Annotated in this window: 15 protein-coding genes; 3 read left to right on the top strand and 12 right to left on the bottom strand. The window is 33.8% G+C overall.

What is annotated here, in order from left to right; translation table 11 throughout:
• Positions 1-204: 204 nt before the first annotated feature.
• Positions 205-1236, bottom strand: coding sequence for an ornithine carbamoyltransferase (argF, locus tag M4L39_RS10470; protein WP_277581977.1), 1032 nt, complete (start codon positions 1234-1236; stop codon positions 205-207).
• Between the two features lie 529 nt (positions 1237-1765).
• On the bottom strand, positions 1766-3019 hold the full coding sequence (locus M4L39_RS10465; RefSeq protein ID WP_277581976.1) for an MFS transporter: 1254 nt from the start codon (positions 3017-3019) through the stop codon (positions 1766-1768).
• Between the two features lie 422 nt (positions 3020-3441).
• Here M4L39_RS10465 and M4L39_RS10460 point away from each other — a divergent pair, with 422 nt between their 5' ends.
• The gene (locus M4L39_RS10460) at positions 3442-5031 is read left to right on the top strand and encodes an L-lactate permease (RefSeq protein ID WP_277581975.1); all 1590 of its coding nucleotides are present in this window, start codon (positions 3442-3444) and stop codon (positions 5029-5031) included.
• Between the two features lie 118 nt (positions 5032-5149).
• Here the strand turns inward: M4L39_RS10460 and M4L39_RS10455 are convergent, their stop codons facing one another.
• A complete protein-coding gene (locus M4L39_RS10455; protein ID WP_277581974.1) occupies positions 5150-6169 on the bottom strand; it encodes a zinc-binding dehydrogenase in 1020 nt (339 codons plus the stop codon).
• 21 nt (positions 6170-6190) lie between these two features.
• Positions 6191-7552 (bottom strand): gluconate:H+ symporter, encoded by a 1362-nt coding sequence (locus tag M4L39_RS10450; protein WP_277581973.1) that lies wholly within the window; start codon positions 7550-7552, stop codon positions 6191-6193.
• Positions 7553-7713: 161 nt separating this feature from the next.
• On the opposite strand from M4L39_RS10450, the gene M4L39_RS10445 reads away from it, so the two are divergent.
• Both M4L39_RS10445 and M4L39_RS10440 read left to right on the top strand, forming a co-directional pair.
• Complete coding sequence (locus M4L39_RS10445) at positions 7714-8469, top strand: IclR family transcriptional regulator (protein ID WP_277581972.1); 756 nt, start codon at positions 7714-7716, stop codon at positions 8467-8469.
• A gap of 125 nt (positions 8470-8594) precedes the next feature.
• Entirely contained in the window at positions 8595-9254 is a 660-nt protein-coding gene (locus M4L39_RS10440) for a hypothetical protein (protein ID WP_277581971.1), read from the top strand.
• Positions 9255-9324: 70 nt separating this feature from the next.
• On the opposite strand, the gene M4L39_RS10435 is transcribed toward M4L39_RS10440, so the two are convergent.
• The 8 genes from M4L39_RS10435 to argC all read right to left on the bottom strand — a co-directional run bounded on the left by M4L39_RS10435 (position 9325) and on the right by argC (position 18131).
• On the bottom strand, positions 9325-9864 hold the full coding sequence (locus tag M4L39_RS10435) for a hypothetical protein (protein ID WP_277581970.1): 540 nt from the start codon (positions 9862-9864) through the stop codon (positions 9325-9327).
• Between the two features lies 1 nt (position 9865).
• A complete protein-coding gene (locus M4L39_RS10430) occupies positions 9866-10441 on the bottom strand; it encodes a TetR/AcrR family transcriptional regulator (protein WP_277581969.1) in 576 nt (191 codons plus the stop codon).
• 201 nt (positions 10442-10642) lie between these two features.
• A complete protein-coding gene (gene ssuE, locus M4L39_RS10425) occupies positions 10643-11182 on the bottom strand; it encodes an NADPH-dependent FMN reductase (RefSeq protein ID WP_277581968.1) in 540 nt (179 codons plus the stop codon).
• Positions 11183-11313: 131 nt separating this feature from the next.
• Positions 11314-12705: an LLM class flavin-dependent oxidoreductase gene (locus tag M4L39_RS10420; protein ID WP_277581967.1), complete on the bottom strand. Its 1392-nt coding sequence runs from the start codon at positions 12703-12705 to the stop codon at positions 11314-11316.
• A 124-nt stretch (positions 12706-12829) separates the two neighbouring features.
• Positions 12830-14539, bottom strand: a complete 1710-nt coding sequence (gene acsA / locus M4L39_RS10415) for an acetate--CoA ligase (RefSeq protein WP_277581966.1) — start codon at positions 14537-14539, stop codon at positions 12830-12832.
• 524 nt (positions 14540-15063) lie between these two features.
• Positions 15064-15825, bottom strand: coding sequence for an acetylglutamate kinase (gene argB / locus M4L39_RS10410; RefSeq protein WP_277581965.1), 762 nt, complete (start codon positions 15823-15825; stop codon positions 15064-15066).
• 12 nt (positions 15826-15837) lie between these two features.
• Positions 15838-17076, bottom strand: a complete 1239-nt coding sequence (gene argJ / locus M4L39_RS10405; protein ID WP_277581964.1) for a bifunctional glutamate N-acetyltransferase/amino-acid acetyltransferase ArgJ — start codon at positions 17074-17076, stop codon at positions 15838-15840.
• Positions 17077-17099: 23 nt separating this feature from the next.
• The gene (gene argC / locus M4L39_RS10400) at positions 17100-18131 is read right to left on the bottom strand and encodes an N-acetyl-gamma-glutamyl-phosphate reductase (RefSeq protein ID WP_277581963.1); all 1032 of its coding nucleotides are present in this window, start codon (positions 18129-18131) and stop codon (positions 17100-17102) included.
• Positions 18132-18133 lie beyond the last annotated feature (2 nt).

Raw genomic sequence — 18133 nt, 5'->3', positions numbered from 1 at the left:
TTTTACATCGATTATTATGGTAATTAGCACTACCCCAATACTACAAGTCTGAGGGCTGTGTCCTAGTCAAGTCAGTATGAATTTGAAATGTATATTATAGCTTAGACTGTGAAGTCGGAAGCCGTGCACAAAAAAATGAGAGCAGGTCAGAAATCAAAATTTGAAATTTGATTTCGTATTCCTGCTCCCACGAGTCTTATCCTTTTAAAATATATCGCCTAGTGTCACTGCCATAATTGCTTTTATAGAATGTAATCTATTTTCAGCTTGATCAAATATCACAGCGTGCTCACCTTGGAATACGTCGTCTGTGATTTCCATTTCAGACAAACCATATTTTTCATAAATTTGTTGTCCTACTTCAGTGTTTAAATCATGAAATGCTGGCAAACAATGTAAGACGATTGCATCGGGATTCATTGTATTCAGTAACATCGATTCATTTACTTGATAAGGTAATAATTCATTAATACGTGTTTCTAAAACAGATTGATCTTCACCCATTGATAACCATACATCTGTATAGATCGCATCTGTTTGATAAATTGCTTGATTCACGTCGTCAGTAATTAAAATTTCACTCTGAGATTGTGCAGCATAATCCTTAGCTAACTTTTGAATTGCTTCATCAGGTTGCAAAGATTTGGGTGCAGCAATATGTACGTTAACGCCTAATATAGCTCCAGTAATAAGTAAATCATGGGCTACATTGTTTCTAGCATCGCCTACATAAGTTAATGTTTTGCCTTCTAAAGTTCCCCAATTTTCTTTTAACGTAAAGAAATCCGCAATCATTTGTGTTGGATGCCACTCATTCGTCAAGCCATTCCAAACAGGTACATTGGCATTTTTAGCTAAAGATTCTACATCTTTTTGATGATAGCCTCTAAACTCAATACCGTCATACATACTCCCTAATACTTTTGCAGTGTCCGCTGTAGATTCTTTCACACCTAAGTGAATATCTCCTTGGCCGAAATACTCTGGATAAGCGCCCAAATCATACGCGGCTACACTAAATGCCGAACGTGTTCTTGTAGAGGGTTTTTCAAAGAGTAACGCTAAATTCTTCCCTTTTAAATAAGGGTGAGGGATCCCACGTTTTTTCTTTTCTTTTAACTCTCCAGTAAAATCTATCAATGTATTCAATTCTTCTGCTGAAAAATCGCATGTTTTCAAAAAGTGCTCCCCTTTAAAAACTTGTAACTTGTTTAAAGCTGTTGTGTTCAACCCCATTTTCATCACTCCAATATTTTTATAAGATTTATATACATAATATACGCAATTTTCAGATAAAACAAGCATAAATATACTTAATTGTGTATATTGTTGAATTTTATTTTAAAATACCCTCTTATGTTTTTTGATGAACAGCCCTAATTCAAACTGATGAATTTAACATTTATACAATTTATAAAAGCATTTATGCAATCAGTATTTTTAATAAACAACACTTGTGAAATTTATTTTTTGAGTCATGTATTAATATACATTGCACTACTTTTTTTAACTACAATGACGCTGAAATGCTTAATTGACAGAGGTGAGTTGTTCTGTTTAGTGAAATTGTAGCTGTAATTAAACAAATCGTTGCTAAATTTTTTTCTGGCGGCTTCCAATAAAAATAGAGTATTATTTCCAACCCACCTCAAAACGATTGCATAATCATCTTTTTAAAATAAGAGAGTCCCATTCTAATTTCCAAACTAGAATGGGACTCCTTTAACGATTAATATTTATTTTTTAAATACATGCTTTTTTACGATTATGTTGCTTCTTTCTTACTAAGTTTTGCACGTTCTTCAGGTGTTTTTAAGAAACGTGTCATAATTGCACTTGCTACATATAATCCAAAGATTAAGTACATCATTCCTTTTACACCAATACTATCGTAGAATAACGCTACTAATCCAGGTCCAGCAAATACACATAATCCTGCACCTAAGTTTAATATAGCCATCGCTGGTCCTTTATCGCCATCACCTACAAGAGAAGGTACAAGCGCAGAAATTGGAACGAATCCTGCTAGACACATGCCCCATAAAAATCCTACAGTACCTATGACAAATACATTACCTGTAAACAATTCTGGTACAAAATATAATCCTAACGTAAACACAGCACAACCAATGCCGCCGATGTATGAGATTGTATTTTTCCAACCAATCTTGTCACTCAATGCACCGAATATTAAATTAAATATAATATTCGCGATAAAAATTGTCCCCCAAATATTGAGCCAAGTCGTTGTTGCAATACCCTTAGATGCCAAATATATCGGCAAGAACAATGGGAATGCATATTGTGCTGCTTGATTAATAATTCTTACGATACATGCCACTGCGACACGTGGTTCTCTTTTTAATATCGTAATTCCAGCGCCCATTTCTTTTATATGCTCTTTAACGCCATGCCCTTTATCTTCTATTTCAAATTGATCTCTGTTTACGAACACAGCTAAAAACGTTCCAATTAGTACCCACACAATGGCTGTCCATAAAGTGAACACATGACCAAACCATTGAATTGCGAATGAAGAATAGAATGAACCAAGTACACTTAAACCACCTGTAAATACAAACCAGAACCAACCTACTGCAGCACCTAATCGTTTTTGAGGTGAGCGGTAAGCGACCCACACTAAAAATGAATAAGCAAACAACGGATAACCAAATCCTCGAATGGCATAAGAAGGAATCATGAGTTCATAATTCATTGTAGGTATTGCAAATCCTACGAATATAATATGACCAACAATATATAATCCTGTCCCTAACAACATAACTTTGCGCGGCCCGATAATTTCAACCAAGACGCCCGAGAACCATGATCCAATTGCAATCGTCACACCATAACAAGTCGTTAAAATTGCAGTTTGTTGAACGGTTAAACCATGATCATGAAGATAAGGACTAATCCAAGCAAGTTCTAATCCATCACCCATCATAAAGATCAATACGCCAATGTACCCCCATAATAATGTTGGTGGCATACCCATTTTCGATAATTTTTTATTCATATTTAATACACCCCTATGTCATTAAATTGATAACTTATGGCTACTTATACAATTGCAAAACATACTAAAAAGCTAAGTGATAAAATAAATTTTAATTGTTGTCTTTCATGGTCATTAAATCAGAAAACGCTTTCATATATTGTCTTTATATTATTGTATTTTTTCTAATAATGCAAATTTATTTTTGTTTTATTTCGTTTTCTTTCGATTGATGATTATTATAGTTACTTTTGGTATAATCAGACCTTCTATAGTACTCTATTAAATAAGCACAGCTATTTTTTTGATATGTTTAATAATTTATTTAAGTTATATATTATTTACAGAAGATTGATTTTTATTTTGAAAACGTTTACAATAATTATGATTTAATCATCATATGACTAGATGATATTAATTTTGTAAGTTAGGGGTTAAAATATATGCTGTTATTAATTGCTTTAAGTGCAGTAATTGTACCGTTTATCTTTTTAGTACTGCTTCGTATGTCAGCTTTAAAAGGTATGATAATCAGTGCAATTGTTGTTACATTATTGGGAATATTTGTTTGGGGTATGAAAGGTAATGTCGTAATTGCTTCATTGTTACAAGGTACACATAAAACGTTTACGATTCTATATATCTTATTCGGTGCACTTGTATTACTTAATACATTACGACAAACTGGGGCTGTAAATCGTATTAATGCAGGCTTCCAGAAAATATCTGGAGATATGCGTGTCCAAGTGATTATCGTCGCATTCTTATTTGGGTCACTAATTGAAGGTGCATCTGGTTTTGGTACACCTGCAATGGTTACAGCGCCATTAATGGTAGCTTTAGGTTTCAGACCAATGATTGCTGTAGTATCTGCTTTAATCGCAGATAGTGTTGCCGTATCATTCGGTGCGGTTGGTACGCCTGTTCTTGTAGGATTGAGTACATTGAAAGATGCTGACAGTGCATTCTTCCAATCTACTGCTGAACGCATCACTACATTAGACTTATTAAGTGGTGTTTTCATTCCAATTATTGTAATCATTACGTTAGTTGTTTTCTTTGGTAAGAAAAATAAATTAAAATCTATACTTGAAATGTTACCGTGGCTCGCTTTAATTGGTATTGTCTACGCTGGGTCAGCATTTGCTTATGCATTTTTATTTGGCGCAGAGTTCGTTGCAATTTTAGGCTCATTAACTGGTCTTATAGTAGCAGTTATAACTGCAAGTAAAGGTTGGTTATTGCCTAAGACTGAGTGGAAAGATGGATTAGATGATTCATACGAAGCTGATGAATCTGAACACTCAATGAGTTTACTTACTGCTTGGGCACCGTATTTAATGGTGGTTGTCTTATTACTACTAACACGAACAGTACCATTTATTAAAGATTTCACAACAAGTGTTTTAGATTTAACTTGGACTAATATAATGAATTTTGAAGAGATTTCATCAGATTGGGAAGTATTATATTCACCAGGAACTATCTTAATACTATCCGCAATATTCGCGATACTCATTCAGAAAAAACCATTTAAAGATCTGACTAAAGCTAGTGCAGAATCCTTAAGTACAATTAAAATAACTGGTATTACGCTTATTGCGACACTAGCAATGGTCCACGTATTCATTAACTCTGGTATCAATGCTAATGATTTAATTAGTATGCCTGAATACATAGCTAATGCTATGTCACAATACTTAGGTCCAGTTTGGTTATTTGTTGCTCCGTTCCTAGGCGCCTTAGGTTCCTTTATTACAGGAAGCGCAACAGTATCAACACTTACGTTCTCACCAATTCAAATGAACATTGCAAACGCAATTGGTGCTGATCCATTTACTGTATTAGCCGCACAAGTTATTGGTGGCGCTGCAGGTAATATGATTTGTGTTCATAACGTTGTTGCAGTGTGTGCCGTGGTAAATATGCCAGGTGAAGAAGGTGGCGTAATTAGAAAAACACTAGCGCCTGCCCTCCTATATTGTGCACTCGCTGGTATTAGTGCATATATCTTCACACTCTTTTTCTTCTAATTGAGTTGAAAGTTAATAAATAAATAAAACAGACTAAGCGCTTTGATTAGCATTTAGTCTGTTTTTATATGTTCTTTTTTAATACAGCAAATTCCATAAATTTATTCACTGATAAAACTTATAATTTTATCATCACTTTAGATGATAATCTTGAATTTCCAGCAATTTCAAACGCTTCTTTAAAGTCTTCAATACTATAAGTCTGTGTGACCACACTCCCTATTTTTTCATTTTCATCTAAAACTTTTAATGCGTCTTCTATCTCACTATTAAACCTATAGCAGCCTCGATATGTTACTTGTTTTACATTGATTGTTCCTAAATTAATAGAAGCTTTTTCATTTTCTATATTACCTACCTGAATGATTGTCCCTCCAATATTAACTGCTTTAAAACCTGTTGTTATAGCTGGCGCTGCACCTGAACATTCTAATACCACATCATAATAATCTTCTGGTACATCTTTATCTTTTATGTTCAGTGTATCAATCTCACCTAAGTCTTTAGCACGTTCCAGAGGTTCATTCAACATATCTGTAATCGTTACACTTTCTGCTCCTATAGTATAAGCTGCGCCTGCTGCAAGCAAACCAATGGGGCCTGCTCCAGAAACAAGTACTTTTTTTCCTTTAACACCACCGGCCAAGTTAATTGCATGCATCCCCACACTTAGTGGTTCAGCTAATGCACCACTCTTTAAAGATACATTTTGAGGTAATGCTAAGATTTGCGCTTTATCTACTAGCATTTTTTCAACCATGGCACCTTGTTTATGTGGTAAATATCTTGCTGACCTTAAGTATGAACCATTTGGCCAAACCTCTGGATTATGAGGCAAGCGATCTATTTTCTCACCGTAAGTTGCTGGATGCACAGTTATTTTAGTACCTTCAGGCAATATTTGTCCGTTGTGCTTCATATCTTCAAGTAAGATACCACTTAATTCATGACCAGGTATTAATGGTTCACGTATCACCGCTGCTCCACTTATACCTTCAGATAAATAATGTAAATCCGAACCACAGATACCTACATATTTCACTTCGATTAACACTTTATCTTGATTAGCACTTTCATTAATTGCATCAATATCACGTAAGACAATATCCTCTTTACCATTAATATATACAGCTTTCATTTATTACATACCCCTCTCCTGTTAAATAATCATATTTAAAATTAAAACAAACCCTAATCCACAGACAGATATAGCTGTTTCCAATAACGACCAAGTTAAAAATGTTTCCTTTATCGTTAAACCAAAGTACTCTTTAAAAATCCAAAAGCCAGTGTCATTAACATGTGAAAAAATAATACTACCTGCACCAATAGCTAAAGTTACTAAAGCTAAGTTAGCGTCTGTTGCTTGTAGTAGTGGTAAGACGATTCCTGTAGTTGAGATAGCAGCAACTGTTGCTGAACCTTGCGCAATACGTAGTAATGATGAAACAATCCATGCTAAGAGTATTGGAGACATACTTGAACCAACAAACATGCGCTCAATTGTCTTCCCAACACCGCCATCGATTAATATTTCTTTAAATGAACCACCTGCACCTAAGATAAGTAACATCATCCCTATAGGAATAATTCCAGATTTTGCACTTTCCATAATTTGATTCATATTTCTATTTCGACGTACACCCATTGAATATATTGCAAAGAGTAACGATATTAGCATTGCAATTGGTGCATTACCGATAAAATAAGTAATACTTTCAAACTGATTTGTCGCACTATCTTGGTGTCCTGTAACCATTTGGACAATAGTCGCAAACAACATCAAAATAACAGGTAATAATGCAGTAAATACACTAATGCCAAATCCTGGACGATACTTTTCTTCAATCGATACCTGTGAAATTATATTTGTCATATCCACTTTTTTAGTGAAGGCGCTTGGTGATAATTTAGGTAATATTTGTACAAGTAAACCACCAACAATAGCAACTGTAGGTATAGCTATAATCATGCCATAAAGTAACACTTGCCCTAAATTTGCATTTAATTCTTTTGCTATGACAACCGGCCCTGGATGCGGTGGTAAGAAGCCATGTGTCACTGATAATGCAATGGCCATTGGTATACCAATTTTCATATGAGATACGCCTAAACGCTTAGAAATTGTGAACGCTAATGGTATTAATAATACAAGACCTACCTCAAAAAATAATGCAATACCAATAATAAATGACGCTAAAATCATCGCCCATTTGATATATCTCTCTCCAAATTTATCTATAAGTGTATCCGCAATTCTATTTGCTCCGCCTCCGTCAGCAAGAAGCTTACCTAAAATTGCACCTAAACCGAATATAATTGCTACACTTCCTAAAGTGCTGCCCATACCCGTTTCAACTGTTTCAACTATTTCATTTAATGGCATACCTAAGATAATACCTGTGAAAATAGATGTCACAATTAAAGATATAAATGCATTAATCTTAAATTTAATAATTAAAATTAATAGTACAATGACGCCTAATACAACACTGATTAATGGCCAAAATTCCCCGAACACACCAACACGCCCCTTTTATTATTCAAAACATATTTACTTAAAAAATATAAATTTTTGAGTAAATATGTTTATTCCACATTATGAAATGGTATATCATATAAAGGAATTACTTGTTAGTATAAGGCTAGAATGAAAGCGTTGTCAATTAGAGGAGGAAGATTATGTCAAATGTCCAGTCTATCGATCGTGCATTAAATTTATTAGAATTAATATCTAAACGCAGCCCGGTTTCACTTAATGAACTAGTTGAACTAAGCGACTTATCAAAAACAACAGTACACCGATTAGTAAAATCTCTCGTTGATAACCATTATGTAAAACAAAATTCTTTAACACACCAATATGAATTAACTTACAAATTATTTCAATTAGGTTATTCAAGTATTCAAAAAATCGATTACTTAAACATTGCTAAAAGTTTAATTAGTAAATTATCTATAGAGGTATCCGAAACATGTCATTTAGTTCTCGAAGATAGCTATGAAATTTTATATATCGAAAAATTTATACCTAACAACACTGTCTATGCTATGTCCTCAAAAATAGGTCAACGAGCACCAATGTATTCTACTGCTGTGGGGAAAGCTATTTTATCTACTTATAGTGATGAAGCTATTCGAGCTGTGTGGGATAGTTCTACTATTGAAAGTTATACTGAACAAACCATTACAAATTTTGAAGTTCTTATGAAAGAAATAGAATCTATTCGTGATCAAGGCTATGCGGAAGATAATGAAGAAAATGAAAAAGGAATTTTTTGTGTTGGTACTTACTTTGTTAACTTTAAAAATGAAGTTCAAGGTGCAATAAGCTTATCTTTTTCAACGTCCCAACTAAATAAAAAAGCATTTTTTATTGATAAGTTAAAATCAACTGCTAATGATATTTCAAGGCATCTAGGATTTTCAATAGATTAAAGTGTATTTTTACTTTACAACTTCTTTATATTATCATACTCCTTAATATTTTGATAAAGTACAATTAACTTATTAATTAAATTTATTTGCTAAGCTAAACAATGGGATTGGATGGGGATCTACAAATGAAATTTAAAAATGTTACGTTATTAACCTCTGAGTTGGAAGAAACTTTACAGTTTTATGAAGAAACATTAGAGTGTCCTGTTCAAGTGATTGATCAAGATTCTTTTATTGTTCAAATTGGGGAAACTCAATTATATTTTCAAAAATCTAAAGAAATTGATCAACCGTTTTACCACTTCGCAATAGATATTCCTTACAATCATTTTTACGATATGAAACAACACTATCAAAACATTTTATTTTTATTGATGGAAGATGGACAACATACAACTTATTTTGAATCTTTCGTTGCACATTCGCTTTATTTTAATGATCCTTCAGGTAATATTGTCGAACTAATTGCACGGGTATCTAATATGGCAGATGAGCCTGAATTCTCAAGAATTAGTGAAGTTGGTTTTGTATGTAATGAGACAGATGAAGTATATCAAGCTTTAACCAACCATCATCTTACAACACATGAAGGGCGTTCATTTTCTTCAGACGGTTTAAATTTCATGTGTGATTCAGATGATGAGAATTATATTTTATTAACGCCTGAAAATAAAAAATGGATCTTTTCTGATAAAGAATCTACTGCATTCCCGATAGCTATTGAAACACAAGACTTCAAATTAGCTTATAGTGACAAACATCAATGGTCTTTAGTATCTTTATAAATTTATACATAAAAACAACGGTGCCGTTATCTCTTTAAAAACCAAAACTCAGCATCGTTATTTTTATGATTTATCTTTTATTCGGTTTTAACCATATAAAATTGCTAAGCGCAATTAATAAATCCACAGTTAAAATTACAGTCCATAATTTAATAACATTATAAAGTGCTGTAACGTCACCCGATTGACCTACTATTAAAATAATTATCCACAATAACACTGTACCTATAACATAAGCTAGAGCATGCATGAGCCAATCAAAAAAATATTTTTTCGCATAAGTAATTCCTGTTTTTTTAACTGGCAATTCACCTATTTTTAAAATATAATACTTAAATCTAACATCTGCCCATTGAATCATACGCTTACCAAATACAATAGAGGCTCCAATATAAACTGCAGCTATACCGTGTGGCAATGTCGCTTTTGCTCCATTCAATAAATCAATACTCATTGTAATAATTAAAGTTAAATCTATTAACGGAGTTAATGCAAAGAAAAACAATCCAAGTTTATTCAGACGTAAAATGTATCGAGATATAAGTCCAAGCGCAATTACTAACCAAAACAGTATTTCTGCTGCTATCAATATATATACAACCCAATTCATCTCATCCCCCCTTTAACCAAGATTTCACTTCATTTTCTATTAATTTAATAATGTCTTCATCAGGTATTTGTTTTGGATTTAATAATTTATGTAGTGCTAATCCATCTAATAAAGCATGTGTTTTTACTATCGTTAAATATTTATTTAATGATTCATCAAATAATCCCCGTTGTTCCAAATATTCCACAGAAACTTTTACTAATGTCCTAATTTCATCGTCCATAGAATCTTTCCCTGTTTCATGTAATTCGTATTGAAAAGCCATCCATACTTCCATATCCGCATAACGTTCTTTGTCTAATGGCATTACTTTTAATAAACCTTGTATTACTTTTTCTACTGTAGATAAATCTTCATTGTCGTATACACCTTCTATCCTTAGTGTTACCTTTCTATAAACTTTTGATGCGACTGCTTCTAGCAAATTACGATGATTTGGAAAATAATAACGAATTTGCCCTGGTGTCATTTTTGCTAACTTAGCAATATTTCTGACAGTAGCTCCCTTAGCACCATCATTTACAATAGATTGCCAAGCATATTGAACAATTTGACTTTTCTTTTTTTCATGATTCACGATTTTAGGAATGACAAATAACCACCTTTTTAATACGATTGTATTAAAAAATTTTTAAAGAATAAGAGGTATTTACCTCATTATTGATATCTTACCATATTTTAACACATGTGTATTAAAATGATATATTTTTAAGGCGTATCTTATTAAACATAGATACGCCTTAGTTTTCTAGTCTTTATTTGTGTTGCTACATTAACATTATTCTCTTACTTGTGATTTGTCACTGACAAACTTTTTTAAAGTTTTATCTAATCCATCTTTTGCTTCTTGATCATAATCATATGTCCCGTCTTCATTAGAGGTGATATGTTTATCTAAAATAAATCTACCTTTATGAATTGTGTCTGCACCTAATTCTTTAATCACTGGATCTAAACTATATTGAATCGCTAATACATGCGCAAAAGTCCCACCTAATGCTAATGGCAATACTGTCTTACCTGTAAAAGCACCTCTTGGCAATAAATCTAAATACGTTTTAACAATGCCTGAATAGGCTGCTTTAAATACAGGAGATACGATAATAATACCATCTGCATTTTCTATTTTTTGGTGCGTTTCATTAATAGACGCATTAGAAAAATCCGCTGTGATCAACGCTTCTGCATCTAATTGATGGACGTGTACAACATCTGTATCAATACCTTCATCTTCCAGGTATTTTTCAGCATACTCTACAATACCTGTTAAACGAGATTGTAATTTATTTCCACCTGCAATGATTGCTACGCTTGCCATCGTTAACATCCTCCTTTATTTATTCAAACTGCTATACATGCTCAGACACGTGACAGGAGCTCATTTTCCAAAAATAAAACATGTTATTTTTGGGGACTTTGTCTCTATCAAATTTAAATTTCTGCTGTACTTTAACTATGTTGTTTATTTAATTGCGGTTTGTATTGTGAACCTGGATGTGTAGCACTTAAATACTTTTCACCTTTACCGAATAAATTTTCTCTGAGAGTTGTATTTTCTTCATCATATTCTTTACGATAAACGCCACGTTCTTGTAATATTGGAACGACTTTTTCTATGAAATCTTCATATGAATTTGGTATCGTTCCATACGCAATATTAAATCCATCTACATCAGCAACTTCAACCCAATGCTCTATTTCATCAGCAATTTGTGTAGGTGTACCGACAAAGCGAACTGAACCAATACCTAAGCCATGATGTTTGATAGCCTCTTTTAGTGTCCATTTACGTGTTGGATCTTTCGCATAAATATCTAGTAAGCTTTGAATCGCATCTGTTTCAATATCTTCTATATATTGATCTGGATCAAATTGAGAAAAGTCTATACCTGTGTGTCCGCTTAATAAAGCAGCAGTTCCTTCATAAGTAATATGTTGGATTAATTCTTGATGTAATTGTTCTGCTTCTTCTACCGTATCACCAATAACGGGAACAATCATAGTAAATACCTTTAAATCTTCTTTATTTCTGCCTTGTTGTGTTGCTCTATAACGAATGTCATTTACATCATTAGCCAAACCTTGAAGTGAGTGGTTCACGACAAAGATTGCTTCTGCATGCTTACCTGCAAAGTTACGTCCTTTTTCGGAAGCACCTGCTTGAAATAACACAGGTGTACGTTGTGGAGATGGCTCTACAATATGTGGCCCAGGGACATTAAAGAAACGCCCTCTGTGATTAATTAAATGTACTTTATCAGGATCTGCATACGTGTTGGTAGCTTTATCTTTTACAACTGCGTCATCTTCCCAACTGCTTTCCCATAATTTATACGTTACATCTAAAAATTCATCTGCACGATCGTACCTTGTTTCTTTAGGCATACGTTCTGTTAACCCTAAATTTTCCGCTTCACTTCCTAGATAAGATGTCACAACGTTCCAGCCTATACGGCCATGCGTTAAATGATCTAATGTAGAAAATTTTCTCGCAATATCATACGGTTGAAAATAAGTCGTAGATACAGTTGGTGCAAATCCTACGTGTTCTGTCGCTTGCGCCATAGCAGATATCACTAATAAAGGATCATGATCTGGTACTTGAACGGCATGTTGTACAGCTGTTTTATAATCATTGCCATATTCACTATATGTTCCTAATACATCAGCGATAAATAATGAATCAAACTTCCCTTTTTCAAAAAGCTTCGCAAGTTTCACCCAGTAATCTATGGTGCCATGTTGCGCACCTTCATGTTTGTCGTGTTTCCAAAGACCAATCGCATGTGGTGCTGGTGAATTCTGAATAAAGCCATTGAAATGTATTTGTTTTTTTCCCATTCATATTACCTCCTATGAGTTTAAATAACGATTATTCTTATAATTTATGGTTGTGGAATTATTTTTCGTTTATATTGTGAATTTTATATAAATTAGATATATTTAATCGGGTATTTGTTAAAAATTATTTTTCAATCGTACTCAAATCTCCAGCTGGTAAATCTAATTCCCACGCTTTTAAGACACGTCGCATAATTTTGCCAAAACTTGTTTTCGGTAATTTATCCATAAAGTCAATTTCTCTTGGTGCAGCATGTGCCGCTAATCCAGTCTTAACAAATTGTCTGATTTCAACTTTGAGTTCATCCGTTTTTTCTATGCCTTCACGCAATGTGACATACGCTTTGATAATTTCTCCTCTTACTTCATCAGGGATGCCAATAACACCTGCCTCAGCAATCGCTGGATGTTCTACAAGTTTAGACTCAACTTCAAACGGACCTACTCTTTCGCCTGATGTCATAATCACATCATCTACTCTACTTTTGAAGAAAAAGTAATTGTCTTCATCACGATATGCTGAATCTCCAGAAATATACCAACCATTCACAAAATATGAATTGAATTTTTCTTCATTTTTCCATATTTTCCTCATCATGGAAGGCCATCCTGCTTTTAACGCTAAATTACCTAATGTATTAGGAGGTAGTTCATTGCCTTCGTCATCGACAATACTTGCAGTAATACCTGGTAATGGTTTACCCATAGAACCTAATTTAATTGTCTGACTTGGATAATTCACAATCATTAATCCACCGGTTTCTGTCATCCACCAAGTATCTAGTATACGTCTGCCATATACTTCATTGCCCCAACGGATCACTTCTGGATTTAATGGTTCACCGACTGACAAAATACTTCTCAACGTTGATAAATCATATTGTTTAGTGAATGCTTCGCCTTTACTCATCAACATGCGTAAGGCTGTAGGTGCGGTATACCATAATGTTACCTTATATTTTTCTATCATTTCATACCATAACTCTGGAGAGAACCTTCCACCTATGACACAATTCGTCACGCCGTGAAGCCAAGGACTGAATATGCCATAAGAGGAGCCTGTTACCCATGCTGGATCTCCTGTACACCAATAAATATCATCTTCTTGTAAATCTAGTACATATTTTCCTGTAATATAATGCACAATCATCGCATCCTGTGCATGTAATACACCTTTAGGTTGGCCTGTCGAACCAGATGTATAATGTAGTACAAGTGGATCTTCACGATCTAGCCATTCAATGTCGAAACTATCACTCGCATGCTTGAACGCTGAATGAAAATCGATATGTTCTGCCGATACATTTTCACCCACAACTATAATTGTTTCTAAGTCTGGTAATTTTGAGTAAGGTACACGGGGTAATAAATCTTCTGTTGTAACTAAGACTTTAGCGTCTGCATTGCTTAAACGTTCTTCTACTGCTTGATCCATAAATGCTTCGAATAACGGGCCACATATTGCTCCAGTTTTTAAAATACCTAAAAATGAAAAATAAAGTTCTGGCATTCTAGGCATATACACAAACACTCTATCGCCTTTTTCTACGTTAGCTTCTGTCTTTAATAGATTCGCTACTTTATTTGAAGCTAGCTTTAAATCTTCGAAAGTAAAAGATGCTTCTTGTGCGCTATCTTTATAATTCAAGGCAATCTTTTGCCCTTTACCGTTATCTACGTGACGATCTATACATTCATATGCCATATTTACTTTTCCTGTTTCATACCAAGAAAAAGCTTTTTCCGCTTCTTTCCAATCAAAGTTATTATATGTATATTCATAATCTTGTAGATTAAAGTTTCCTTTTTCACCTTTTAAAATTTCAGTTGTCATGTGTATGCCTCCTATAAAGATTTAAAAATCATTATAGATGTAAATTTCTGAATATTCAACCTATTATTTAATAATTCCGATATAATTAGTATGATTTAAATCTTTGAAACCTAGAGCCACATATCTTAGCAGTTTTACAAATAATTTTAAATATTTTTTAATTGTCCTACAATTTCATTTTAAATCATTATAACTCAAAGGATATTTATTATTTATTTGATTATGATTGCTTTTCATGAAAATTGATAAGGAAAATAGTGATTACGTTAGCTTAAATTCTATAATTGGCGAAGAGAAATATGCAATTAACATTTCAAGACATATGGAGGTAATTTGAGTCTGATAGATGTATTTGGTTTATTAAGGCAAAACGAGGATAATAGGCGGTTATATAGCATTGTAATGAATAATTGAACTTGTATTTTTAAAAATAGCAGTGATTTGGGGCGACTCCCATGATGAAACAGGCTAATTATTTATTAACAATAAATAGTTAGCCTGTTTTAAATATATGATTGGTCATACTATTGTTGGATGGTTGTACCAACGTTTTGACCGCTTTGTAATTTTTTAATAACATGTGATTCATTACCTGCCGCAATGACTACTTTTTCACAGCCTGATTCAATCGCTTGAATCGCATCTTGAACTTTAGGAATCATACCGCCATATATTGATGCTTGATCGATATATTGATTGATACGTTCAGCATTCAGTGTAGCTTGCACTTTTTCATCAATGATGACACCAGGTATATCACTTAATAAGTAAATCGGTGCCTGTAAATATTGTGCGATTTTATATGCTAGTGTATCTGCATTAATATTATACAGTTGTCCTGTGCTTCTATGTTGTCCTATAGATGCAATGACTGGTACAAATTGTTCTGTTAATGAAGCAAGTACAGAAGTATCTACATCTGTAGGTTCACCGACATAACCATATTTATTATCTAATGGAATGACATCAAATAATTTTGCATCTATGCCATTTATACCAATACTTTGAATATCTGATTTATTAATTTTACTAACGAGCGTTGGATTGACTGATCCAATTAATGTCTGACTTGTTACTGAAAGTACTTCACGCGTTGTCACTCTCAAGCCATCTTTAAATTGTGTAGGCACACCTTGTTGCTTCAAAGCTTCATTAATAAACGGTCCGCCGCCATGCACAATGATGGGTTTATAGCCGTGTTGTCTTAAATGTGCAATGTCTTCTATTGTTGAATCATGTAGATTTGTCAGAGTGCTTCCACCTATTTTAATTACAATATAGCTCATTTGTCACACTCCTTAGGTTCTATATGAAGCATTGATACGTACATATTCATATGATAAGTCACAACCATATGCTGACGCTGCGCCTTCACCATTACCAACTGATGCTTCAATATAAATGTTATCCGCTTCTAATTGTTTTTTTAAATGTAACTCATCAAATTCAACTGACATACCATCTTCAACGACAGGGACATTACATAAAGAAACATTCGTCTGACTTGGTTCTATGTCTTCAGAGGCATAGCCCATTGCTGTAACGATTCTCCCAAAGTTGGCATCTTCTCCATGAATTGCTGTTTTCACAAGGCTTGATGATACAATACTTTTAGCAATTTTTCTTGCTTCTGCAACGTCATTTGCGCCTTTAACTTTAGCCGTAACTAATTTCGTCGCTCCTTCACCATCTTTAGCTATTGATTTAGCAAGATACTGACTCACGAAATTTAAGGCATATTCAAATTTATCCCAATCTGGATGTAAAGTATCTAATTTATTATGGTTCGCTTGGCCATTCGCTAAGCCAATAACCATATCATTTGTACTAGAATCTCCATCAACTGTGATCATATTAAAAGAGTTATCAATCGTTTGTTTTAAACAATTGTCTAGCGTGTCCGCATCAATTTTGGCATCTGTAGTAATAAACGACAGCATCGTTGCCATATTTGGGTGAATCATGCCCGAACCTTTAGCTGTTCCTCCAATTGTTACAGTTATATCATCAATTTCAACTTGCACAGATAAATGCTTGGTAAATGTGTCCGTTGTTAAAATAGCTTGATTGAAAAACTCACTTTGATTATATTGTTCTTTTAAAACGTTTTGTGTGCCATGTTGTATCTTATCCATAGGTAAAAACGATCCTATAACACCTGTAGATGCTACCCCCACGCTTTCTTTGGATAAATTTAAATGCTCTGCTACCCATGCTTGTGTGTCTTTGGCATCTTGTATACCTTTTTCACCAGTACATGAATTAGCGTTTGCTGAGTTCACTACAATGGCTTGTAATGATTGATTATTTCTAATCGTTTCTTCAGTGACTTTTAACGGTGCTGCTTTAAAACGGTTCAGTGTATAAGTCCCCGCTGCTGCAGCTGCTGTTGTAGAGTATATCCATCCAAAGTCTTTTTTCTTTCTTCTTAATCCAACATGCATGCCTCCAGCTATAAAACCTAATGGAGAACTTACATCCCCTTGTAAATCTATTTTCAATTGGTTGAGTGTGTCTAACGTTTCAATATCTTTCATCCCATCTCACCTTTCTTTTTATATTACGGATATACAGGTAGTTGTGTTAACCCTGTTGCTTCGTTCAATCCATACATTAAATTTAAATTTTGTATCGCTTGGCCACTTGCACCTTTGACTAAGTTATCAATGACAGAAACAATTACTGCTGTTTGGCTTTCTTCGTCAACATATATACCGATATCACAATAATTACTCCCGTAGACTTCTTTAGTTTTCGGATAATTACCTACATCCCTAATACGTACGAAGGGTTTATCGTTATAATATCGTTTGAATGTTGCATGTAAATCTTCACTAGTACTTTGTTCGTTTAACTTCACATAGATTGTAGAGAGTATGCCACGTGTCATTGGTACTAAATGTGGGGTAAATACTACTTTGATATCTTCATGTGCTAAGCGTGAAATATACTGTTCTATTTCAGGCTTGTGTTTATGCTTGCCAATCGCATAAGCGCTTAAGTTTTCATTCATTTCAGCGTAATGAACGTGTTGTGCCAGCGATCTTCCAGCCCCTGAAACACCTGTTTTTGCATCTATAATAACTGAGTCTGGTTGAATTAGTTTTTGATCTATTAACGGATGTAATGCTAATAATGTAGCCGTAGGAAAACAACCTGGATTAGCTATGAGTTGCGTATTGTTTTGATTTACTTTAGACCATTCAGCAATACTATAATTTGCATCATCTAATTGTTGTTGTGTCGCCGCTGTTTCACCATAAAATTGTTGGTAGACATCTCTGTTAGTTAATCTGAAATCACCTGATAAATCGATAACTTTTATATTTTTTTCTACCAAATCAGGAGCGATATGTTTACTTACATTTGAAGGTGTAGCAAAGAACATCACATCACAATCAACTGTTTTAGTGTCTAAAGCCTCGTAGTGATGCGTTAAATGCGTTAAGTGAGGAAATGTTTCTTTTATTGGTTCATCCACTTTAGACTGTGAAAAAATGTATTTAATTTTTACATTTGGATGGTGCTGTAATAATCGAATTAATTCGACTGCACCATAACCACTTCCTCCTACTATTCCAACTTCTATCATGA

The sequence above is a fragment of the Staphylococcus equorum genome (assembly GCF_029531845.1).
Lineage (GTDB): Bacteria > Bacillota > Bacilli > Staphylococcales > Staphylococcaceae > Staphylococcus > Staphylococcus equorum_C.
This window is presented reverse-complemented; position numbering and strand designations above follow the sequence as displayed.